Raw genomic sequence first — 20,312 nt, forward strand, 5'->3', positions numbered from 1 at the left:
CTTAACCTGATTCAACAAGCAAAAACGTGAATGCCCGCGCGCAGGCAAGTTTGCGCAGCCTGCCTAAAGTTGGCTGCGGCGCGGGCATGACGGCTTTGAAAGACGAAAATGCCCCGCCATCATACCAAAGGTTCCGCTCCCGGCGGCTCGCAGCGGCAATTGCGCGTCGGCGAGACCGTGCGCCATGCCGTTGCCGATATTCTATCGCAGGGTAACGTGCACGATCCCGATCTAGAAGGCCAAATCATCACCGTTCCCGAGGTGAGGATGTCGCCTGACCTGAAACTTGCGACGATTTACGTGATGCCGCTCGGCGGTCGCGATACCGATGTCGTGCTCGCGGCGCTCGCGCGCAATAAAAAGTTTCTGCGCGGCGAGATCGCTCACCGCGTTAACCTGAAATTTGCCCCTGACCTTCGCTTTCGCGTCGACGAGCGATTCGACGAAGCGGAACGGATCGAGAAATTACTGAGAACACCTGCGGTGCAAAGAGACCCCGCACCCGATTCGGACGACAAGTGATGATTATGCCCACCGCCGACGGCGTGATCGCGCAGCAAACTGCCGATTCGCACGACGCCGAAAAAAATATTTTTTCTGGTGAAGCGCGCGGCAACGACAAAGGTCGCGCTGGCGACGGCGAGCGCCGCGCTGGCGACGGCGAGCGCCGCGCTGGCGACGACGAACGTCGCGCCGGCAACGAAGGCCAGCGCCGCAGCAACAACGATCCGCGCCACAACAAGCAGCCGCGCCAGAACAACCAGCCGCGTCGCGACAAGCGCGACGTTCATGGCTGGGTGATTCTCGACAAGCCGATCGGCATGACCTCGACGCACGCGGTTGCCGTGCTCAAGCGCCTGTTCCAGGCCAAGCGCGCCGGCCACGCCGGCACGCTCGATCCTTTGGCGTCCGGTGGCCTGCCGATCGCGCTCGGCGAGGCCACCAAGACGGTTCCCTTCGTGATGGACGGCCGCAAGCGCTACCGCTTCACGGTCGCTTGGGGCGAGGAGCGCGATACTGACGATACCGAGGGCCGGGTGACCCAGAGCAGCGAGCTCAGGCCGTCGGCCGACGCGGTCCGGGCGCTGCTGCCGCAGTTCACCGGCCTGATCGAGCAGATCCCGCCGCAATATTCCGCGATCAAGGTCCAGGGCGAACGTGCCTATGACCTGGCGCGGGACGGCGAAACCGTCGAATTGAAGCCCCGCCCGGTCGAGATTCACGAATTAACCCTTGTAGAACATGGAGATAACGGACAGTCCGTGTTCGAGGCGGAGTGCGGCAAGGGTACCTATGTCCGGGCGCTGGCCCGCGATATCGGCCGGATTCTGGGCTGTTTCGGCCATATCTGCGCGCTGCGGCGGACTTTGGTGGGCCCATTCCGCGAGACGGACATGATTCCGCTGGAAGAGTTGGAGGCTTTATGCAATAGAGCCGCGTCTGGCGAGGGAAGCCTCGCCGACGCGCTTTTGCCCGTTGAGACCGCGCTGGACGACATCCCGGCACTGGCCGTCACACGGGCTGATGCGGCAAGGCTCCACAGGGGCCAGGCCGTTTTGTTGCGCGGACGGGATGCGCCCAATAGTAGCGGCACAGTCTATGTCACGGTGGCAGGCCGGCTTCTGGCCCTCGCCGAAATTGGCAATGGCGAACTCATCCCCAAGCGCGTGTTCAACCTGACCGGGCTGACTGCCAGTCCCGGTCGCAGCAATAAGAGAGTTTGACGATGTCGATTACCGCCGAACGCAAAGCGGAAGTCATCAAGACGAATGCCAACAAAGCCGGCGACACCGGTTCGCCCGAGGTTCAGGTTGCGATCCTGTCGGAACGCATCACCAATCTCACCGGCCACTTCAAGACCCACGTGAAGGACCATCATTCACGCCGCGGCCTTCTGAAGCTCGTGCAGACGCGCCGCTCCCTTCTCGACTACATCAAGAAGAAGGACGAGGCGCGTTACAAGGCCTTGCTAGAAAAGCATAACATTCGTCGTTGATTTGAGAGAGTACGCGCGCTGTATGCGCGCGTTTTCGCATGATCTTCCGAACAAACGGACTCCGAATTTTTCGGAGACGATCATGCGCAAGAGCATCATCCCGAAAGGATCATGCTCGACAACGTCCAGCAGCAATCCGGCCGCTGGACAGGGCAAGGTGCCCGTGACTGCCGAGAGGATGGACGCCATCCGAAAGATGAAGACCATGGCAGGATCGCCGGATGCTGATCTCGTATCGCGATCAGCGTCTCGCAATCTTGCGCATGGTCTTTGTGTTTTTGGGCGCCGCTCTCTCGTGAACCCATGAAAGAAACCACTATGTTCAATAAGCATTCCGTCGAGATCGACTGGGGTGGACGTCCCCTCAAGCTGGAAACCGGCAAGATCGCCCGTCAGGCCGACGGCGCCGTGCTCGCCACCTATGGCGAGACCGTCGTGCTCGCCACCGTCGTCGCCGCGAAGTCTCCGCGCGAAGGCGTCGACTTCCTGCCGCTGACCGTCGACTATCAGGAAAAGACCTACGCCGCGGGCCGCATTCCCGGCGGCTACTTCAAGCGCGAGGGACGTCCGACCGAAAAGGAGACGCTGGTCTCCCGCCTGATCGACCGCCCGATTCGTCCGCTGTTCGTGGACGGCTGGCGCAATGAAACCCAGGTGATCGTGACGACGCTGTCGCACGACATGGAAAACGATCCCGATATCCTGGCGCTGGTCGCCTCCTCGGCGGCGCTGACGATATCAGGCGCCCCGTTCAAGGGCCCGATCGGGGCTGCCCGCGTCGGCTTCGTCAATGACGAGTATGTGCTCAACCCGACGCTCGACGAGATGGTCGAAACCCAGCTCGACCTGGTCGTCGCCGGCACTGCGGATGCCGTGTTGATGGTGGAATCGGAAGCCAAAGAGCTCAACGAAGACATCATGCTCGGCGCGGTCATGTTCGGCCACCGCCACTTCCAGCCGGTGATCAAGGCGATCATCGAACTGGCCGAGAAGGCCGCCAAGGAGCCGCGCGAAGTCAAGGTCGTCGACGAAAGCGCGCTGGAAAAGGAAATCCTCGGCCTGATCGAGCAGGACCTGCGCTCCGCCTACGCTATCCCGGTCAAGCAGGATCGCTATGCGGCGGTCGGCAAGGCCAAGGAAAAGGTGATGGCGCACTACTTCCCGGAAGGGCAGGAGCCGAAATACGACAAGCTGCGCATCGCCGCCGTGTTCAAGGAACTCGAGGCCAAGATCGTTCGCTGGAACATCCTCGACACCGGCAAGCGCATCGACGGGCGCGATTCCAAGACCGTGCGCAACATCATCGCCGAAGTCGGCGTGCTGCCGCGCGCCCACGGCTCGGCGCTGTTCACCCGCGGTGAGACGCAAGCGATGGTCGTGACCACGCTCGGCACCGGCGAAGACGAACAGTACATCGACGCGCTGTCGGGAACGTACAAAGAGACGTTCCTGCTGCACTACAACTTCCCTCCCTACTCGGTCGGTGAAACCGGACGCCTCGGCGGCACCAAGCGCCGCGAGATCGGCCACGGCAAGCTCGCCTGGCGTGCGATCCACCCGGTCCTGCCGCCGCACCACGAATTCCCATACACGGTGCGCGTGGTCTCCGAGATCACCGAATCCAACGGCTCGTCGTCGATGGCCTCGGTGTGCGGCGCCTCGCTGGCGCTGATGGATGCGGGCGTTCCCTTGAAGCGGCCGACCGCGGGTATCGCGATGGGCCTCATCCTGGAAGGTTCGCGCTTTGCGGTCCTGTCCGACATTCTCGGCGACGAGGATCATCTCGGCGACATGGACTTCAAGGTGGCCGGCACCGACCAGGGCATCACCTCGCTGCAGATGGACATCAAGATCGAGGGCATCACCGAGGAGATCATGAAGGTCGCGCTCGGCCAGGCCAAGGACGGGCGTATCCACATCCTCGGCGAAATGGCCAAGGCGTTGACCAATGCCCGCGCCGAGCTCGGCGAATACGCGCCGCGCATCGAGACCTTCAAGATTGCCACCGACAAGATCCGTGAAGTGATCGGCACCGGCGGCAAGGTGATCCGCGAGATCGTCGAGAAGACCGGCGCCAAGGTCAACATCGAGGACGACGGCACCGTCAAGGTCGCCTCCAACGACGGCGAGGCCATGAAGGCCGCGATCAAGTGGATCAAGTCGATCGCCTCCGATCCGGAGATCGGACAGATCTACGAGGGCACCGTGGTCAAGGTGATGGAGTTCGGCGCGTTCGTGAACTTCTTCGGCGCCAAGGACGGCCTCGTCCACATCAGCCAGCTCGCTTCGGCGCGCGTGCAGAAGACCTCCGACGTCGTCAAGGAAGGCGACAAGGTCAAGGTCAAGCTGCTCGGCTTCGACGACCGCGGCAAGACGCGGCTGTCGATGAAGGTGGTCGATCAGGCCACCGGCGAGGACCTCGAGGCCAAGCAGAAGGCGGAAGCGCCGCAGCGCGAAGCCGCCGGCGAGTAAGGCATCGCAAAAATGTGAACAAAAGGGTGGCCGAACGGCCACCCTTTTTTGTTGGCCGCCTGAGTTACATTGCCGGGACCGCAGCACCTGTGCGATTACGTCGCAGGCTCACGAGGGCAGAAAACGAGACCGGATCCCGCCCGTCGCCCGTAGCTTGCCGCGCACAGCGGCTTACGGCGTTCGTTCCCATATATTTACCCATTTCACCTACAGGTAAGGAGAAGTCGATGTCATCCATGTCCCGGCGCCATCTGATGTTTGCGGCAACCGGTATCGCGGCCGTTGCGGCAGCCCCACGTCTTGTCTTTGCACAGGCGGCCGCTCCCGCCCCGGCCGCGGCTCCAGCCGGCCCCTTCACGCTGCCGCCACTGATCTATCCGACCAATGCGTTCGAACCGCATATCGACGCCAAGACGATGGAAATCCATCACGACAAGCACCACGCCGCCTATGTCGCCAACCTCAACAATGTCGCCAAGACCAATGCCCAGTTGGGAACGGCGAAGATAGAGGACGTGCTCGGCAATCTGAATGCGCTGGACGACAGCATCAAATTCACCGTTCGCAACAATCTCGGCGGCCACGCCAACCACACCATGTTCTGGGAAATCATGGGCCCGAACGGCGGCAAGCCCGAAGGCGAGGTGCTGGCCGCGATCGACAAGGATCTCGGCGGCATGGAAAAATTCCAGAACGACTTCAACGCCGCCGGCGGCCGCCAGTTCGGCTCGGGCTGGGTGTTCGTGACGGTCGCCAAGGACGGCAAGCTCGCGATCGAGACCCGCCCGAACCAGGACAACCCGATGATGGACGGCAAGCGCGCCTTGATGGGCAACGACGTCTGGGAGCACGCCTATTATCTGAACTACCAGAACCGCCGCGCCGATTATCTCAAGGCGTGGTGGAACACGGTGAACTGGGCCAAAATCGCGGAGCGTTACGCCGCGGCCAAGGCCGGCACGCTCGGCGCCTGATCGCATACCATGTGAAAAGGGCGGCCCCTCGGCCGCCCTTTTTGTTTTTCCGGATGGCCTCGCGCAAACAGCGCAAGTGCCTCGTCGCTGGGATCAGGCGACCTCGAAACGATCGAGGTTCATCACCTTGGTCCATGCCGCCGCAAAGTCCTTCGCGAACTTCTCCTTCGAGTCGGCCGATCCATAGACCTCCGCAAAGGCGCGGAGCTGCGCGTGCGAACCGAAAATCAGGTCGACGCGGGTGCCGGTCCACTTGACCGCATTCGTCTTGCGGTCGCGGCCCTCATACGCGCCGTCGGAGCCCGCGGGCTGCCATTGCGTGCTCATGTCGAGCAGGTTGACGAAGAAGTCGTTCGTCAGCGTGCCCGGCTGCTTGGTGAACACGCCGTGCTTGGATCCGCCGACGTTCGCGCCGAGGACGCGCAGGCCGCCGACGAGAACCGTCATCTCGGGCCCCGTCAGCCTCAGCAATTGCGCCCGGTCCACCAACGCCTCCTCAGGCGCCATGAACTGATGCTTCTTGCCGCTGACAAAGTTGCGGAAGCCGTCGGCACGCGGCTCGAGCGGAGCGAAGGACTCGACATCGGTTTGATCCTGCGACGCGTCCATGCGCCCCGGCGTGAAGGGCACCTTCACGTCGACGCCGGCGTCCTTGGCAGCTTTCTCGACCGCAGCACTGCCGCCGAGAACGATCAGGTCGGCAAGCGAAACCTTCTTGCCGAACTCCTTCTGGATCGCTTCGAGCGTCGAGAGCACCGTCTTGAGCTCGGCCGGCTGGTTGACCTCCCAGTCCTTCTGCGGGCTAAGACGAATGCGCGCACCATTCGCGCCGCCACGCTTGTCGGAGCCGCGGAACGTCGACGCCGACGCCCATGCGGTCGTGACAAGCTGGGACACCGACAGGCCGGAGGCGAGAATCTTCGCCTTCAGCGCGGCGATATCAGCCTCGCCGATCAGCGGATGATCCACCGCCGGGATCGGGTCCTGCCAGATCAGCGTCTCCTTCGGCACCAGCGGGCCGAGGTAGCGCGCGATCGGGCCCATGTCGCGGTGCGTGAGCTTGAACCAGGCGCGTGCGAACGCGTCGGCGAACTGGTCCGGATGCTCGTAGAAGCGCCGCGAGATCTTCTCGTAGGCCGGATCGAAGCGCAGCGACAGGTCGGTGGTCAGCATGGTCGGCACATGCTTCTTCGACGTGTCGTAAGCATCCGGGATCGAGGCTTCCGCGCCTTTCGCCTTCCACTGCTTGGCGCCGGCCGGGCTCTTGGTCAGCTCCCATTCGTTTTCGAACAGGTTCTTGAAGAAGAGATTGCTCCACTTGGTCGGCGTCTGCGTCCAGGTGACTTCCGGACCGCCGGTGATGGCATCGGCGCCGACGCCGGTGCCATGCTTGCTCTTCCAGCCGAGGCCCTGATCCTCCAGCGCACCGCTTTCCGGGTCCGCTCCCACCAGCGACGGATCGCCGGCGCCGTGGGTCTTGCCGAAGGAGTGGCCGCCGGCAATCAGGGCGACGGTTTCTTCGTCGTTCATCGCCATGCGGAAGAACGTTTCGCGGATGTCCTTGGCCGCCGCGAGCGGGTCCGGATTGCCGTTCGGCCCTTCCGGATTGACGTAGATGAGGCCCATCTGCACGGCGCCCAAGGGTTCGGCGAGCTGGCGTTCACCGCTGTAGCGTTCATCGCCGAGCCAGGTGCCTTCGGGACCCCAGAAGAGTTCTTCGGGCTCCCAGACGTCGGCGCGGCCGCCGGCGAAGCCGAAGGTCTTGAAGCCCATCGATTCCAGGGCGACGTTGCCGGCAAGAATCATCAGGTCGGCCCACGAGAGTTTCCGCCCGTATTGCTGCTTGATCGGCCACAATAGCCGGCGTGCCTTGTCGAGGTTGGCGTTGTCAGGCCAGCTGTTCAGCGGCGCGAAGCGCTGCTGACCCGCACCCGCACCGCCGCGGCCATCCGTGATGCGATAGGTGCCCGCGCTGTGCCACGCCATGCGGATCATCAGGCCGCCATAGTGACCGAAATCGGCCGGCCACCATTCCTGCGATTCCGTCATCAAGGCATGCAGGTCCTTGACCACGGCGTTGAGGTCGAGGGTCTTGAACTCCTTGGCGTAGTCGAACGCCTCGCCCATCGGATCGGACAGAGTGGAATTGCGGTGGAGAATCGAAACGTCCAGCGCGTCCGGCCACCAGTCGCGGTTCGCGTGTCCGCGCGAGCCCGTGAACGGGCATTTGGTTTTGTCATCCATGGTCGTCTCCTGGGGTGGTCCCTGTTCAGATTGGAGGCAATCTAAGCACCGCATCCCATCAGGTAAAGTTGATTTTAATGATCGAACCGATAAGATGACCTGATGATCCAGATGACGCTCAGACAGCTCCGCTACTTCGATGCGCTGGCACGCCACGGCCATTTCGGGCGCGCGGCCGAGTCGTGTTCCATCTCGCAGCCGGCGCTGTCGATGCAGATCAAGGAAATGGAGGAAACTCTCGGCGGCGTGCTGCTGGAGCGAAGCGCGCGACAGGTCACGCTGACGAAGTTCGGCGAGGAGATCGTCCAGCGCGTCCGCGAGATCCTGCGCTCGGTCGATGAACTCGGAGATTTTGCGCGCGCCTCGCGCGACCGGCTCGCGGGCCGGCTGCGGATCGGCATGATCCCGACGATTGCGCCCTATCTGCTGCCGAAGGTGATCGAGAATCTGGCGCGGATGCATCCGGAGCTCGACATTCACGTCCGCGAGACGCTGACGCCGAAGCTGATCAAGGAGGTCGTCGAAGGCCGGCTGGATACGGCGATCGTGGCGCTACCGGTATCCGAACCTTCGCTCACCGAGGTCGTGTGCTTTTCAGAAAACTTCCTGCTGGTGCGGCCGGGCGAGGACGAGGGAACGCCGGTGCCGAGCCACGAGACGCTGCGCGAGATGCGCCTTTTGCTGCTCGAAGAGGGACACTGTTTTCGCGACCAGGCGCTGTCGTTCTGCAACATGCAGTCGCCGCCGCGGGAAGTGCTGGACGCAAGCTCGCTGTCGACGCTCGTTCAAATGGTCGGCGCCGGCATCGGCGTCACCCTGATCCCGGAAATGGCGGTCACGGTGGAAACACGCTCGGCGACAGTCTCGGTCGCCCGCTTCAGGAATCCGCAGCCGTCGCGAACCATCGGCATGGTGTGGCGCAAGACAAGTCCGCTGGCCGGACAGCTTGCGCAGATCTCCGAAGTGGTTTGCCTCGCCGCCGACGCGCTGCGCGAAGCGCGCAAGGCGAAATCGTCATCGCGGAAATGAAATACCGGCCTGACGGCCCGAGCCGCTAAAGTCTTATCCTGAGCGTGAACGATCCCGTCTGGTTCAGAAAGCCGGAAGGACTGGTTTGCACGCCGTAGCGCATGCTGAGGTCCAGATTGTCCGCCCCGCTCGAGGCCAGCCCGATGCCTGCCGAATAGAGCCAGGGCGACTGGCTGAAAGTCGTGGTGACGAAGCTATCGCCGCCGCCTGCAAAGGCCGCTGATATCTGCAGCCGGTTGTTGAGAAGCGACCGCGCGGATGCCTTGCATGGAGGCATTGCGAACATGGCCGTTACGGCCGAAAATGCCCGTGCAGAGCGGCATTGTCCTCCCATGTTCATGGGGGACGGGCCGCCTCGAATCCGACCGTCGCAAGAGAAAGCCTGGAAGCATTGCCATGCCTGAGCCCATCATCCGCCCTGTCCGCTCGGACGAATATGACGCAGTCGCCCGGGTCTGGATGGCAAGCTGGGTCTCGACCGGGCTTGAGGACGCCAACGATGCCCTGCTCGCGAGATTGCGCGCGCGCATTGCGATGGCAGCGGAGAAGGGCTCAAGCCTTTACGTCGCTGACGACAACGGAGAATTGGCGGCGATGCTCACGCTGCATTTGTCCGACCATTATCTCGATCAATTGTTCGTTGCGCCCGAGTATCAGGGCGACGGCCTCGGACGCCAACTGCTTGCCTTCACACGGCAACAAATGCCTGACGAAATCTGGCTGCGCTGCGTGCGCGAGAATGAAAAAGCCTGGCGCTGGTACGAGCGCGAAGGCTTCGTGTTCGAGAAGGAAGAGCTCGAGCCGAAGATCGGCTTTATGATGAAATATTATCGGTGGCGGAAACCGGCATGAAATCCATCGCTTCGCTTGCGGAGGGCGCGCACAAGCTATAGTTTTCGCATCCAGCATCATCAACTTGTGTTCTTTCGGATCATGTTGCGTAGCTTCACTGCCGTCGTCATCCTCGTCTCATGCTTCACGGCAACTGGATGGGCCCAAGCGCCTTCACCGACGAGCCCGGTGGCATCGACACCCTCCAAACCCGTTACGAAGAAAACGGCCCCCAAAGCCAAGACCGCCGCGAAGCAACCGGTTGCTGCGGCAACGGGCCCTTGCAGGCTCGGCGTAATTTCGGCGCTCGGGGACCACTTTGCCGTACAAAAATTTGGCCTCACGATCTTTGAGACCGAGGAGAGCGCGGTCACGATCGAGGGATGGGGTCTCGATGATCTCGTCGTCGCGCGGATACGCGCGGCGACCGGCTCTGATCCGGCAGTGCGGAGGATCAGTTATCCGAAGGCTGCATTCGAGCCCTTCTATCATCCGACGTCACGATTCTTGCCCGACCCCCGCGAAGGCCTGCCGGCGATCGTCAGAAGCATCACGTCAGCAGCCAACTGCGAACGCTATCTTGTTGTAACCCGCTTCAAAGGGCAGGTGCCGGGCACCAAACTCACGCTTGACGGAATCGGTGCATACAGTCACGGGCTAGGATCACTCGTCAGGCATTCGCATCTGTTCGCCAATGTTGGGCTGACTCTGCTCGACGGCAGCAACTACGAGACGATCAGCCGCCCGTTCGCAGGGCTCGGTACGCGACTGGCCGAAGGCTTGCGGTTGACCGAAGATCCGCTCACCAAACTCGACAACTCGCTGTTTCCCGAACCAGCGACGACTGTTCCAGGTAACGCGATGCTTCGGGAAAGAACCCGCGCGCTGGTTGCGGCAAGGCTCGATCAGGTGCTGCCTAATTATCTCAAGAACGATTGAGCGCCTCCTCATTCCGCCGAGCCACAAATGATTCCAGTCATCGCCGCAATTTTTCTTGTCTACTTTACCGTCCCCTCATTTGCACAAGCGCAATCGGCGCAGGCAGCGACGCCGCAGTCGTCGACAACGGCCGCCAGGAAATCTCAGCCAAAGGCCAGGACCGTTGCCAGGTCGTTTGAGAGCGGGCCGTGCCAGATCGGCGTCATTCCCATTGCCGGAAACCTGTTTCTTGTAGAAAAGTTCGGCCCCTTCACGTTCACCGACACCTACGATCGGGTGGCGGTGGACGGGTGGGCACTCGATGATTTGGTCGTCTCGCGCGTTCGGGCCGCAGCGCCCGGCATGTCCGTGCGGCGAATTCCCTTCACCAAGGAGGAACTCGCAAACCACCCGAAGCCGGCTTGGCACTTCGGCCGCGACACGAACATCAGGGAATTCGCTCAGTATGTTGCGCGTGGAATGAACTGCGAGCGTTATGTCCTCGTGCACCGGCATGGCGGCAACCAGCGCGAATTTGGCATTGGTATCTCAAAGCACTACCTCGGCAGGCACGCGAACCTTTTCGCCATGATGTACATCCGGGTCTATGACGGACGAACCTTCGAGTTGATCAAGGAGGCTCCCGCGATGATGACCGAGAATACGTATCTCGAGCGCGTGCTCCACAATCCGCTTGGCGGTCCCTCTCGCGAGCTGGATCTTGCGATGTTTCCGGAAAGGCCTGCCGACGTCGCAGCCAACCCGGTACTACGCGACGGCGTGCGCGCGATGCTGACGGCAAGCCTCGACAAGACACTGCCGGGGATGCTTCGACGTCCGGCACAGGAAGCCGCGCGCTAAACGACCTCGGCAATTCGCCGGAGATTGCTTGCCAAGTGGCTGCGCGAAATAAAGTTGACCAATATGTCGCTACGAGCACCGCGCGTTCGTCCTACGCGTAGTGCGTTGCCAATTCGCGGCAGACGCGTAATGAAACAGGACGCTGTTCGTCCTAGGCCGATGAAAGGTTCCGCCCATGATCCAGCTTTATTGGTCGCCGCGCTCGCGCTCGATCTCCGCGATCTGGCTACTCGAAGAGACCGGGCTGCCTTACGAGCGCGTGCTGACTGATATCTCGACGGGTGCGCAGAAGGCGCCGGAATATCTCGCGATCAACCCGATGGGCAAGGTGCCGGGATTGAAGGACGGTGACGCCGCGCTCGGCGAGGCGGCCGCAATCTGCGCCTATATCGCCGACCGCTATCCGGAAACCGGACTGGCACCGGCCACGACCGATCCGTTGCGGGCGAGATACCTGCAGTGGCTGTTCTTTTCGCCGAGCTGCATCGAACCAGCGCTGATCCAGCTCTTCACCAAGCTCGACGTGCCGGCGAGCACGGCGGCGTGGGGCAGTGCTGCCCAGACATTCGATGTGCTCGATGCTGCCTTGCAAAAGGGTCCATGGATTCTCGGCGAGAAATTCTCGGCCGCCGACATCATGCTCTGCTCCGGGCTGAATTTTGCGGTGCGGATGTTCAAGATGGTGCCGCCGCGGCCGTCGTTCGACGCCTATATCGACCGCTGCGTGGCGCGCCCGGCGTTCCAGCGCGCGGAGAAGATCGCGGCGGGGTGAGACCAGTAGCCCGGATGGAGCGCAGCGCAGCCCGGAGCCTCTCGCACGCGCCGGCACCGCCCCCGGATTGCGCTGCGCTCCATCCGGGCTACGAAACTGCGTCAGCGAAACAAAATCGCGAAAACAACCCCATGCAAAGTAGAGCCGCTTCCCGAACGGGTCACGTCACGACGCGGGGGTCTACGTCCTGTGAGTAATCGACGCCATCGATGCCAAACCCGAACAGGCGAAGGAATTGGCTCCTGTATTCTGCAAGGTCCGCCAATTCGCCGAGCGTTTCCGTCGAGAGCAGAGGCCATCGTCGCAACACCTCCGCCTGAACTTCGGGCGAAAGCTCCCAGTCGTCGAGTCTGATGCGCTGGGCCTCGTCAACTTCGACACCCCCGCCAAGGCGCGTCCGGAACAGGCGATCGATCTGTTCGATGCATCCTTCGTGGAGCCTGAGTTGCTTCATGACCTTGAACAGCACCGTGCCATAGAGCGGCACCACCGGAATAGCCGAACTCGCCTGGGTGACCACCGCCTTCAGCGCCACCACGCGCGCTGCGTCCTGGTCGAGCCGGCTCCGGATCGCTTCCGCCTTGCGGTCGAGATCGACCTTGGCGCGACCCAGAGTGCCATTCCAGTAGATCGGCCAGGTCAGTTCGCTGCCGATATAGGTGTAGTTGAGCGTCCGGAAGCCGGGCGCCAGGACACCGGCGTCCGCGAGCTGATCGATCCAGCGCTTCCAGTCATCGCCGCCCATCACCGCGACCGTGGCGGCCGCTTCATCCTCACTCGCCGGCGTAATCGTCGTCTCGAAGACCTCGCCCGTTTCCGTGTTCAGGGTCTTGATTTCGACAGGAGCACCCAGCGGCTTGATCGCCGAGCGATAGGTCTGGCCCGTGTCGGGGTCGGTCCGGACGGGAGCGGCCATGCTGTAGACCAGCATGTCGAGCTGTCCGAACTGTTCGCGCACGCGGTTGATGAAGTCTTTCTTCATGCCGTCGGAGAAGGCGTCGCCCTCCAGCGTGAGGGGAGATCGTCCGATCTTCCGGGCTTCGATCTCGAATGCGCGGTTGTTGTACCAGCCGGCGCTGCCCGTTCTGCTTGCTGAAGGCTCGCGCTCCAGTGACACGCCGATGGTCTCTGCTCCCCCGGCGAAGGTCGCAACAATGCGGCTCGCGAGGCCGTAGCCCGTTGAACACCCCAGCACGGCGACGCGCTTGGGGCACTCCGGAATGGACCCCTGGCGGAGAACATAAGCGATTTGATCGCGGACGTTTCTGGCGCAGCCGACAGGATGTGCCGTCGTGCAGATGAAGCCTCGCACGCGCGGTTCGATAATCATGCCCACCCCGTTCTGGATTGTTGCAAAGTCACCATCCGCTGCCTGCCGATCTCTCGCCGTGAGCGAGAAGAGGCAACAACGAAATCACGCATCCATCCGCTTGAACACCAGCGTGGCGTTGGTGCCGCCGAAGCCGAAGGAGTTCGACAGCACGGTGCCGAGCTTGGCGTTGTCGATGCGCTTGCGCACGATCGGCATGTCGGCAAACACCGGATCGAGCTCGGTGATGTTGGCGCTCTCGCAGACGAAGCCGTTGTTCATCATCAGCAGCGAATAGATCGCCTCCTGCACGCCGGTGGCGCCCAGCGAGTGGCCGGTCAGCGCCTTGGTCGCCGAGATCGGCGGGCACTTGTCGCCGGTGCCGAACACCTTTCGGATCGCCTCGATTTCCGGGGGATCGCCGGCCGGCGTCGAGGTCGCGTGCGGGTTGATGTAGTCGATCGGGGTCTTCACGGTTTCGAGCGCCATGCGCATGCAGCGCTCGGCCCCCTCGCCCGACGGCGCGACCATGTCGTAACCGTCTGATGTCGCGCCATAGCCGACCACTTCGGCGTAGATGCGCGCGCCGCGCGCCTTGGCGTGTTCGAGTTCTTCCAGCACCACCACGCCGGCGCCGCCGGCGATGACGAAGCCGTCGCGGCTGATGTCGTAGGGGCGCGAGGCGGTGGCGGGGGTGTCGTTGTATTTCGAGGACATCGCGCCCATGGCGTCGAACAGGACCGACAGCGACCAGTCGAGCTCCTCGCAGCCGCCGGCGAAGATCACGTCCTGCTTGCCGATCTGGATCGTCTCATAGGCGTTACCGATGCAATGGTTCGAGGTCGCGCAGGCCGAGGAGATCGAATAGTTGACGCCCTTGATCTTGAACCAGGTCGCGAGCGTGGCCGACGCCGTCGACGACATCGCCTTCGGCACCGCGAACGGCCCGACACGTTTGGGGCCCTTGCTTCGCGTGATGTCGGCCGCTTCCACGATGGTACGCGCGGACGGCCCGCCGGAGCCCATGATGATGCCGGTGCGGACGTCGGAAACTTCTTCCGGAGAAAGCCCGGAATCCTGGATCGCCTGCTCCATGGCGATGTGATTCCACGCCGCGCCCTCGCCGAGGAAGCGCATCGCGCGCCGGTCGATCACGTCGGCCGGATTAAGCGTCGGTGCGCCCTGTACCTGCGAACGGAAGCCCATCTCGGCATATTTATCCGCGCGCGTGATCCCGGATTTCGCGTCGTGAAGGCTCGCAAGCACTTCCTGGGTGTTGTTTCCGATGGACGAGACAATCCCCATCCCCGTTATGACAACCCGCTTCATGATCGCCTCGCCCTACCGTTTCCGTTTGTCCGTGAAGATAGATATTTTGATCGCGTGATCGCGCCGCTCAGGTGGGCGCGGTGCCCTGCTTGAACAGCCCGACCTTCAGATCCTTGGCGCGATAGATAATCTCGCCATCCATGGAAAGCCAGCCGTCGGCAACGCCAAGCACCAGCTTTGAACGCATCACACGTTTCATGTCGATGTTGTACACAACCTTGCGGGCGTTCGGCAGCACCTGGCCGGAGAACTTCAATTCCCCCAGCCCCAGTGCCCGGCCCCGCCCCTCGCCGCCGACCCAGCCCAGGTAGAAGCCGACCATCTGCCACATCGCGTCGAGGCCGAGGCAGCCCGGCATCACCGGATCGTTCTTGAAATGGCAGCCGAAAAACCACAGGTCCGGCTTCACATCGAGTTCGGCCCGAATCAGCCCCTTGCCGAACTCGCCGCCTTTCTCGGTAATTTCCGTGATGCGGTCGAACATCAGCATCGGCGGCAACGGCAGTTGCGCATTGCCCGGGCCGAACATCTCGCCGCGGCCGCAGGCCAGCAAGTCCTCGTATTCATAACCGCTGCGCCGTTCCAGCATGGTGTCCAGCCTCTCTTAAGGTGTCCCGATAGAGCGCTTTTGAGCGAACCGGACCCGTTTCCCTACGGGAGAACACTTGTTTCCCGCAAATTGGCGCTACTTAGGGTGCTATCGGCATTAGCCTCTGCCGAAATCGCATATGTGGTCCGCGCGCTCTGTAACATAGGCACTAGGGCCCGGCAAAGCACTGGAACGGGCTAAAACGCCGCGTTTGCGCGCTGGTTCCTCTTTACCTTGGGCGGGTTCTAGTTGCGAAAAACTTGCATCTACCTGATTTCCTTTTATATTGGGCAAGATTATTGCCAGAGTTAAAGCGTGGTGCCCGAAGTGGACATGAACGACCAAGCCTCAAACGTGAACGACGACGGTATCGATCCGGCCGCCCGCGCCGCCGGACATCAGCCGGCGTTGACCGGCTGTCCCTGGCACGACGTCAACGAAATGCTGCAGGCCGCCGGTCTCAGGCCGACCCGCCAGCGCATGGCGCTGGGGTGGCTACTGTTCGGCAAGGGCGCCCGCCATCTGACCGCGGAAATGCTGTACGAGGAAGCGACGCTGGCCAAGGTCCCGGTGTCGCTGGCGACCGTCTACAACACGCTCAATCAGCTCACCGACGCGGGTCTCTTGCGCCAGGTTTCGGTCGACGGCACCAAGACCTATTTCGACACCAACGTCACCGCGCACCACCACTTCTATCTCGAGAACAACCACGAGCTGGTCGACATTCCCGATCCGCATCTGGTGCTGTCGAAGATGCCCGACGTGCCGGAAGGCTACGAAATCGCCCGCGTCGACATGGTCGTGCGCCTGCGCAAGAAGCGCTAGCCGCTTTCGTCGTCCCTGCGAACGCACTAGGGCAGGGACCCATAACCACAAATCTATGTTGTGATGGAAGGCGTCTGACTACGCGCCTCATTGAGAAGCCGCGGCGTATGGGTCCCTGCGTTCGCAGGGACGACGGTGACGCTCACTCCACCTTCTCATCCGCATACACGCCCCACAGCCTTTGCTGCTCGATCCAGCCGTCAAAGCCGTTGCCGATCACGCGGCACCAGCCATTGGTGCATTTCTTGACCTGGGCGACGACGCCGACCTGCAGGCGGGCCGCAATCGCGCTGCTCGGATCGGGACGATCATAGAGCGAGGCCAGTTCGTCCTTGGTCTTCATGGTGACGACCGCAGTGCGGCGGCCGGACAGCAGGGAATGATAGACCCAGCCCTCGGAGCCTTCCGAATCGCGCACGCGGCGCCAGTTCTCGAATTCGGCGGTGATTTCGACCGGCAGGCCCGAACGGGTATAGATCCAGGCGACATCGTTATCCTTGGTCGGGCCGGCCCGGACATTCACATGGTCGGATTTGAGGCTGACATATCGCGGCACCGGCAGGCCGCTCGTGGTGGCCGAATCCTTGGCCGAAAACCCTGTGCTGACCGATGCCAAAAGCCAGCACCCCGCCAGCACCACCACCGAACAGAAACGCCCCAACGCCATCAACTCGTCTCCTGCCGAGCTACCTGCAACTCGAATTCTTCGAGTTGAAACCGCCCGCTACGCCCGAAAAACCCCAGACCCCTGTGCCCCGCTTTGGCCGCACCCCGGCTTGCGAACGTCCGAGGGGTTCTTGTCTTGGCCCGGCCTTCTGATAGAGAGGACGGAACGCCAAGAACCAGAACGCCCGGATTCTCTGCCGAAAATCCAAGGCAAGTATTGGGGAACCCAAGGGACTCACCTAGGAAACAGCCGGATACCGGGACCGCGTGGCCATCGCAGTGTCGAACAACCGGGTTAATGAGGTCTGAACGGCGCGCTTCTGCCGGCCCTCATGAGAGCAGGACATGTCGGTCAAGAAAAAACCTCTCGTCGTCGTCACCCGCAAGCTGCCGGACTCGATCGAGACCCGGATGCGCGAGCTGTTCGACGCGACGTTGAACCTCGACGACACACCGATGACGCCGCAGCAGATTGCCGAAGCCAGCCGTTCGGCCGACGTGCTGGTGCCGACCGTCACCGACATGATCAGCGAGGAGATGCTCAATCACCCCGACTGCAAGCTGCGCATGATCGCCAATTTCGGCAACGGCGTCGACAATATCGACGTCACGGCGGCGCATGCGCGCGGCATCACGGTGACCAATACGCCGAAGGTTTTGACCGAAGACACCGCCGACATGACCATGGCGCTGATTCTCGCGGTGCCGCGGCGGCTGATCGAAGGCGCATCGATCCTCACCGAAGGCAAGAACTGGCCGGGCTGGTCGCCGACCTGGATGCTCGGCCATCGCATCGGCGGCAAGCGGCTCGGCATCGTCGGCATGGGTCGGATCGGACAGGCGGTGGCGCGCCGGGCGCGCGCCTTCGGCCTGCAGATTCACTATCACAACCGACGTCCAGTGGCGCCGCGCATCGCTGAAGAACTGGGCGCGACCTATTGGGAAAGCCTCGACCAGATGCTGGCGCGGATGGACATCATCTCGGTGAACTGTCCGCATACGCCGGCGACCTATCATTTGCTCTCGGCGCGGCGGCTGAAGCTGATCCGAAAAGACGCCTATATCGTCAACACCGCGCGCGGCGGGGTGATCGACGAAGACACCTTGATCAAGCTGATCGAAGCCGGCGACATCGGCGGCGCCGGCCTCGACGTCTACGAGCACGAGCCCGCGGTCAATCCGAAACTGGTGCGGCTGGCCAAGGCCGGCAAGGTGACGCTGCTGCCGCATATGGGCTCGGCGACCATCGAAGGCCGCGTCGAGATGGGCGAGAAGGTGATCATCAATATCCGAACCTTCCTCGACAACCACAAGCCGCCGGACCGCGTACTGCCCAGCATGCTGTGAGCTGATATCGCTGAAGCCTTGTAGCCCGGATGGAGCGAAGCGAAATCCGGGATAACTTGATCCGCGAGGCGCACTGTCCCGGATTGCGCCGCGCTCCATCCGGACTACGACATCATCTGTTTTTCCGCCGCTCCCGCTTCCGCCAGTCCGCGACAAAGGCCACGAACGCGGCGAGCGCCGGCGGCGGTTGGCGGCGGCTCGGGTAATACAAAAACGGCCCCGGAAATGGCGGGCACCAATCGTCGAGCACGCTGACCAGCGCGCCCGACTTGATCCCGTAGCGAACGTAGCCCTCGAACGTCAGCCAGAAGCCTGTGCCGTCATGCACGGCGCGCAGCGCGAGGCCGAGATAGGTCGCGATCAATTTCGGCGGCGGCGAGACTTTCACGACGCGGCCCGCCTTCTCGAATTCCCAATCCAGCATCGCGCCGCTGCCGAAGCGGGTACGGATGCAGGAATGTTCCAGCAGATCCTTCGGATGTTTCGGGCTCCCATGCCGCGCGACGTATTCGCGCGAGGCCACCACCGCGTAGCGCTGCGGCGCCCCGAGCGAGACCGCGATCATGTCTTGCGCCAGATGCTCGCCATAGCGCACGCCGGCGTCAAAGCCTCCGGCCACGATATCGACGAACGAACTCTCGCCAACGATTTCCATGTCGATTTTGGGATGCGCTGCAAGAAACGGCGCGACCATCGGCGCCAGCACCAGATCGATCGCCGGCGGCGGCGCATTGATGCGCAGACGCCCCGACGGCACGGCCCGCAGGCCGCGCACCTGATCCAGCGCCTCCCCGACATCCGACATGGCAGGGCCGACACGGGCCAGCAGCAACTCGCCGGCTTCGGTGAGTGCGACGCTGCGCGTGGTGCGGTTCATCAGGCGCACGCCGAGCCGCTCCTCCATGTCGCGCAGCCGCTGGCTGAGGCTCGAGACGGAGACGCCCTGCTCGACCGCGGCGCGACGGAAATTCCGGGTGCGCGCCACGGCGACGAACGCATCGAGGTCGCGGAGGTCGAAATTTTTCATTGTTCAATATACTGAACAAGCTTTTTATGATTGTCCAGCTTATCGGCGCGACCCAAATCCCCCATATCAGCCTCGTCATCGCGGCGCGAATGTCCGCCACCGATTACGAGGAGAACCACCATGGAAAAGCGCAAACTCGGCACGACAGGTCCAACCGTCTCGGCCATCGGCCTCGGCTGCATGGGCATGTCGGATTTCTACGGCCCGGCCGACCGCAGCGAGAGCATCGCCACCATCCACGCCGCGCTCGATGCGGGCATCACCCTGCTCGACACCGGCGATTTCTACGGCATGGGCCACAATGAGATGCTGATCCGCGAAGCGCTCAGCGGCCGCAATCGCGACAATCTCCAGATCAGCGTGAAGTTCGGCGCGCTGCGTGATCCCAACAAGGGCTTTCTCGGCTATGACAGCCGCCCTGCCGCGATCAGGAATTTTGTCGCTTATTCGCTGCAACGGCTCGGCGTCGACACCATCGACATCTATCGGCCCGCACGGCTCGATCCGGACGTGCCGATCGAGGAGACCGTCGGCGCGATGGCCGACATGGTGAAAGCCGGCTGGATCAGGCATATCGGCCTTTCCGAAGTCGGCTCCGACACCATTCGTCGGGCGCACGCCGTACATCCGATCGTCGACCTGCAGATCGAATATTCACTGCTCGCACGCGGCATCGAGAGCGACATCCTGAAAACCTGCCGCGAACTCGGAATCAGCATCACCGCCTACGGCGTACTGGCGCGCGGGCTGATCAGCGGTCACTGGTCGAAGGAACGCTCCGCTGCGCAGGATTTTCGTCAGATGAGCCCGCGCTTCCAGGGCTCCAATCTCGACGCCAATCTCGCGCTGGTGGATTCCCTGCGCTCCATTGCAGCCGAGGTTGGTGCGTCACCGGCGCAGGTCGCCATCGCTTGGGTCGCAGCGCAGGGCAACGACATCGTACCGCTGGTCGGCGCACGTCGCCGCAACCGCCTTTCCGAGGCGCTCGGAGCACTCGATGTGAAATTGACGGACGCGCATCTTGCCGCGCTCGCCAAGGCCTTCCCGCCGGGCGCCGCCGCTGGCGCGCGATATCCCGAGGCGCAGCTCGCGCATATGGATAGCGAGAAGCGGTGAGATGAAG

The 20,312-nt window shown here is 62.6% G+C and carries 20 protein-coding genes; 13 read left to right on the forward strand and 7 right to left on the reverse strand.

Annotated elements, in window-relative coordinates; translation table 11 throughout:
• Positions 1-108 precede the first annotated feature (108 nt).
• The 5 genes from rbfA (at position 109) to IVB05_RS42550 (ending at position 5,442) form a co-directional block, all read left to right on the forward strand.
• Complete coding sequence (rbfA, locus tag IVB05_RS42530; RefSeq protein ID WP_247782136.1) at positions 109-522, forward strand: 30S ribosome-binding factor RbfA; 414 nt, start codon at positions 109-111, stop codon at positions 520-522.
• Complete coding sequence (gene truB, locus IVB05_RS42535; protein WP_247782137.1) at positions 522-1,724, forward strand: tRNA pseudouridine(55) synthase TruB; 1,203 nt, start codon at positions 522-524, stop codon at positions 1,722-1,724. The genes rbfA and truB overlap by 1 nt, the downstream gene beginning before the upstream one ends.
• Before the next feature lie 2 nt (positions 1,725-1,726).
• Positions 1,727-1,996: a 30S ribosomal protein S15 gene (rpsO, locus tag IVB05_RS42540; RefSeq protein WP_247782138.1), complete on the forward strand. Its 270-nt coding sequence runs from the start codon at positions 1,727-1,729 to the stop codon at positions 1,994-1,996.
• A gap of 318 nt (positions 1,997-2,314) precedes the next feature.
• Positions 2,315-4,468, forward strand: coding sequence for a polyribonucleotide nucleotidyltransferase (gene pnp, locus IVB05_RS42545; RefSeq protein ID WP_247782139.1), 2,154 nt, complete (start codon positions 2,315-2,317; stop codon positions 4,466-4,468).
• Positions 4,469-4,695: 227 nt separating this feature from the next.
• Entirely contained in the window at positions 4,696-5,442 is a 747-nt protein-coding gene (locus tag IVB05_RS42550) for a superoxide dismutase (RefSeq protein ID WP_247782140.1), read from the forward strand.
• Positions 5,443-5,535: 93 nt separating this feature from the next.
• Here IVB05_RS42550 and katG read toward each other — a convergent pair whose 3' ends face one another.
• A complete protein-coding gene (katG, locus tag IVB05_RS42555) occupies positions 5,536-7,686 on the reverse strand; it encodes a catalase/peroxidase HPI (protein WP_247782141.1) in 2,151 nt (716 codons plus the stop codon).
• Positions 7,687-7,788: 102 nt separating this feature from the next.
• On the opposite strand from katG, the gene IVB05_RS42560 reads away from it, so the two are divergent.
• On the forward strand, positions 7,789-8,715 hold the full coding sequence (locus IVB05_RS42560; RefSeq protein ID WP_247782142.1) for a LysR substrate-binding domain-containing protein: 927 nt from the start codon (positions 7,789-7,791) through the stop codon (positions 8,713-8,715).
• Between the two features lie 25 nt (positions 8,716-8,740).
• Here IVB05_RS42560 and IVB05_RS42565 read toward each other — a convergent pair whose 3' ends face one another.
• Positions 8,741-9,001 (reverse strand): hypothetical protein, encoded by a 261-nt coding sequence (locus tag IVB05_RS42565; protein ID WP_247782143.1) that lies wholly within the window; start codon positions 8,999-9,001, stop codon positions 8,741-8,743.
• 110 nt (positions 9,002-9,111) lie between these two features.
• Between IVB05_RS42565 and IVB05_RS42570 the strand changes: the two genes are divergently transcribed.
• From IVB05_RS42570 to IVB05_RS42585, 4 genes are all read left to right on the forward strand, one after another.
• Complete coding sequence (locus tag IVB05_RS42570) at positions 9,112-9,567, forward strand: GNAT family N-acetyltransferase (protein WP_247782144.1); 456 nt, start codon at positions 9,112-9,114, stop codon at positions 9,565-9,567.
• A gap of 15 nt (positions 9,568-9,582) precedes the next feature.
• Positions 9,583-10,485 (forward strand): hypothetical protein, encoded by a 903-nt coding sequence (locus IVB05_RS42575; RefSeq protein WP_247782145.1) that lies wholly within the window; start codon positions 9,583-9,585, stop codon positions 10,483-10,485.
• Between the two features lie 27 nt (positions 10,486-10,512).
• Complete coding sequence (locus IVB05_RS42580) at positions 10,513-11,325, forward strand: hypothetical protein (protein WP_247782146.1); 813 nt, start codon at positions 10,513-10,515, stop codon at positions 11,323-11,325.
• A 175-nt stretch (positions 11,326-11,500) separates the two neighbouring features.
• A complete protein-coding gene (locus IVB05_RS42585; protein WP_247782147.1) occupies positions 11,501-12,097 on the forward strand; it encodes a glutathione S-transferase family protein in 597 nt (198 codons plus the stop codon).
• A 160-nt stretch (positions 12,098-12,257) separates the two neighbouring features.
• Here the strand turns inward: IVB05_RS42585 and fabV are convergent, their stop codons facing one another.
• From fabV to fabA, 3 genes are all read right to left on the reverse strand, one after another.
• Entirely contained in the window at positions 12,258-13,427 is a 1,170-nt protein-coding gene (fabV, locus tag IVB05_RS42590) for an enoyl-ACP reductase FabV (protein ID WP_247782148.1), read from the reverse strand.
• A gap of 84 nt (positions 13,428-13,511) precedes the next feature.
• Positions 13,512-14,735: a beta-ketoacyl-ACP synthase I gene (gene fabB / locus IVB05_RS42595; protein ID WP_247522073.1), complete on the reverse strand. Its 1,224-nt coding sequence runs from the start codon at positions 14,733-14,735 to the stop codon at positions 13,512-13,514.
• 67 nt (positions 14,736-14,802) lie between these two features.
• On the reverse strand, positions 14,803-15,324 hold the full coding sequence (gene fabA / locus IVB05_RS42600; protein ID WP_247782149.1) for a 3-hydroxyacyl-[acyl-carrier-protein] dehydratase FabA: 522 nt from the start codon (positions 15,322-15,324) through the stop codon (positions 14,803-14,805).
• 333 nt (positions 15,325-15,657) lie between these two features.
• Between fabA and irrA the strand changes: the two genes are divergently transcribed.
• Positions 15,658-16,149 (forward strand): iron response transcriptional regulator IrrA, encoded by a 492-nt coding sequence (gene irrA / locus IVB05_RS42605; RefSeq protein WP_276578736.1) that lies wholly within the window; start codon positions 15,658-15,660, stop codon positions 16,147-16,149.
• A gap of 142 nt (positions 16,150-16,291) precedes the next feature.
• Here irrA and IVB05_RS42610 read toward each other — a convergent pair whose 3' ends face one another.
• Positions 16,292-16,816, reverse strand: a complete 525-nt coding sequence (locus IVB05_RS42610; protein ID WP_247782150.1) for an SH3 domain-containing protein — start codon at positions 16,814-16,816, stop codon at positions 16,292-16,294.
• A gap of 344 nt (positions 16,817-17,160) precedes the next feature.
• Between IVB05_RS42610 and IVB05_RS42615 the strand changes: the two genes are divergently transcribed.
• Positions 17,161-18,162, forward strand: coding sequence for a D-glycerate dehydrogenase (locus IVB05_RS42615; RefSeq protein ID WP_247782151.1), 1,002 nt, complete (start codon positions 17,161-17,163; stop codon positions 18,160-18,162).
• 112 nt (positions 18,163-18,274) lie between these two features.
• Here IVB05_RS42615 and IVB05_RS42620 read toward each other — a convergent pair whose 3' ends face one another.
• Complete coding sequence (locus IVB05_RS42620) at positions 18,275-19,189, reverse strand: LysR family transcriptional regulator (protein WP_247782152.1); 915 nt, start codon at positions 19,187-19,189, stop codon at positions 18,275-18,277.
• Positions 19,190-19,309: 120 nt separating this feature from the next.
• On the opposite strand from IVB05_RS42620, the gene IVB05_RS42625 reads away from it, so the two are divergent.
• A complete protein-coding gene (locus IVB05_RS42625; RefSeq protein ID WP_247782153.1) occupies positions 19,310-20,305 on the forward strand; it encodes an aldo/keto reductase in 996 nt (331 codons plus the stop codon).
• Positions 20,306-20,312: the final 7 nt, after the last annotated feature.

Source organism: Bradyrhizobium sp. 170 (assembly GCF_023101085.1).
Classification (GTDB): Bacteria; Pseudomonadota; Alphaproteobacteria; order Rhizobiales; family Xanthobacteraceae; genus Bradyrhizobium.

What these genes read in the sequence shown, in the direction of transcription:
- rbfA (WP_247782136.1), top strand. Translation starts at nt 109, where the DNA reads ATGCCCCGCCATCATACCAAAGGTTCCGCTCCCGGCGGCTCGCAGCGG.
- truB (WP_247782137.1), top strand. Translation starts at nt 522, where the DNA reads ATGATTATGCCCACCGCCGACGGCGTGATCGCGCAGCAAACTGCCGAT.
- rpsO (WP_247782138.1), top strand. Translation starts at nt 1,727, where the DNA reads ATGTCGATTACCGCCGAACGCAAAGCGGAAGTCATCAAGACGAATGCC.
- pnp (WP_247782139.1), top strand. Translation starts at nt 2,315, where the DNA reads ATGTTCAATAAGCATTCCGTCGAGATCGACTGGGGTGGACGTCCCCTC.
- IVB05_RS42550 (WP_247782140.1), top strand. Translation starts at nt 4,696, where the DNA reads ATGTCATCCATGTCCCGGCGCCATCTGATGTTTGCGGCAACCGGTATC.
- katG (WP_247782141.1), bottom strand. Translation starts at nt 7,686, where the DNA reads ATGGATGACAAAACCAAATGCCCGTTCACGGGCTCGCGCGGACACGCG.
- IVB05_RS42560 (WP_247782142.1), top strand. Translation starts at nt 7,789, where the DNA reads ATGATCCAGATGACGCTCAGACAGCTCCGCTACTTCGATGCGCTGGCA.
- IVB05_RS42565 (WP_247782143.1), bottom strand. Translation starts at nt 9,001, where the DNA reads ATGTTCGCAATGCCTCCATGCAAGGCATCCGCGCGGTCGCTTCTCAAC.
- IVB05_RS42570 (WP_247782144.1), top strand. Translation starts at nt 9,112, where the DNA reads ATGCCTGAGCCCATCATCCGCCCTGTCCGCTCGGACGAATATGACGCA.
- IVB05_RS42580 (WP_247782146.1), top strand. Translation starts at nt 10,513, where the DNA reads ATGATTCCAGTCATCGCCGCAATTTTTCTTGTCTACTTTACCGTCCCC.
- IVB05_RS42585 (WP_247782147.1), top strand. Translation starts at nt 11,501, where the DNA reads ATGATCCAGCTTTATTGGTCGCCGCGCTCGCGCTCGATCTCCGCGATC.
- fabV (WP_247782148.1), bottom strand. Translation starts at nt 13,427, where the DNA reads ATGATTATCGAACCGCGCGTGCGAGGCTTCATCTGCACGACGGCACAT.
- fabB (WP_247522073.1), bottom strand. Translation starts at nt 14,735, where the DNA reads ATGAAGCGGGTTGTCATAACGGGGATGGGGATTGTCTCGTCCATCGGA.
- fabA (WP_247782149.1), bottom strand. Translation starts at nt 15,324, where the DNA reads ATGCTGGAACGGCGCAGCGGTTATGAATACGAGGACTTGCTGGCCTGC.
- irrA (WP_276578736.1), top strand. Translation starts at nt 15,658, where the DNA reads ATGAACGACCAAGCCTCAAACGTGAACGACGACGGTATCGATCCGGCC.
- IVB05_RS42610 (WP_247782150.1), bottom strand. Translation starts at nt 16,816, where the DNA reads ATGGCGTTGGGGCGTTTCTGTTCGGTGGTGGTGCTGGCGGGGTGCTGG.
- IVB05_RS42615 (WP_247782151.1), top strand. Translation starts at nt 17,161, where the DNA reads ATGTCGGTCAAGAAAAAACCTCTCGTCGTCGTCACCCGCAAGCTGCCG.
- IVB05_RS42620 (WP_247782152.1), bottom strand. Translation starts at nt 19,189, where the DNA reads ATGAAAAATTTCGACCTCCGCGACCTCGATGCGTTCGTCGCCGTGGCG.
- IVB05_RS42625 (WP_247782153.1), top strand. Translation starts at nt 19,310, where the DNA reads ATGGAAAAGCGCAAACTCGGCACGACAGGTCCAACCGTCTCGGCCATC.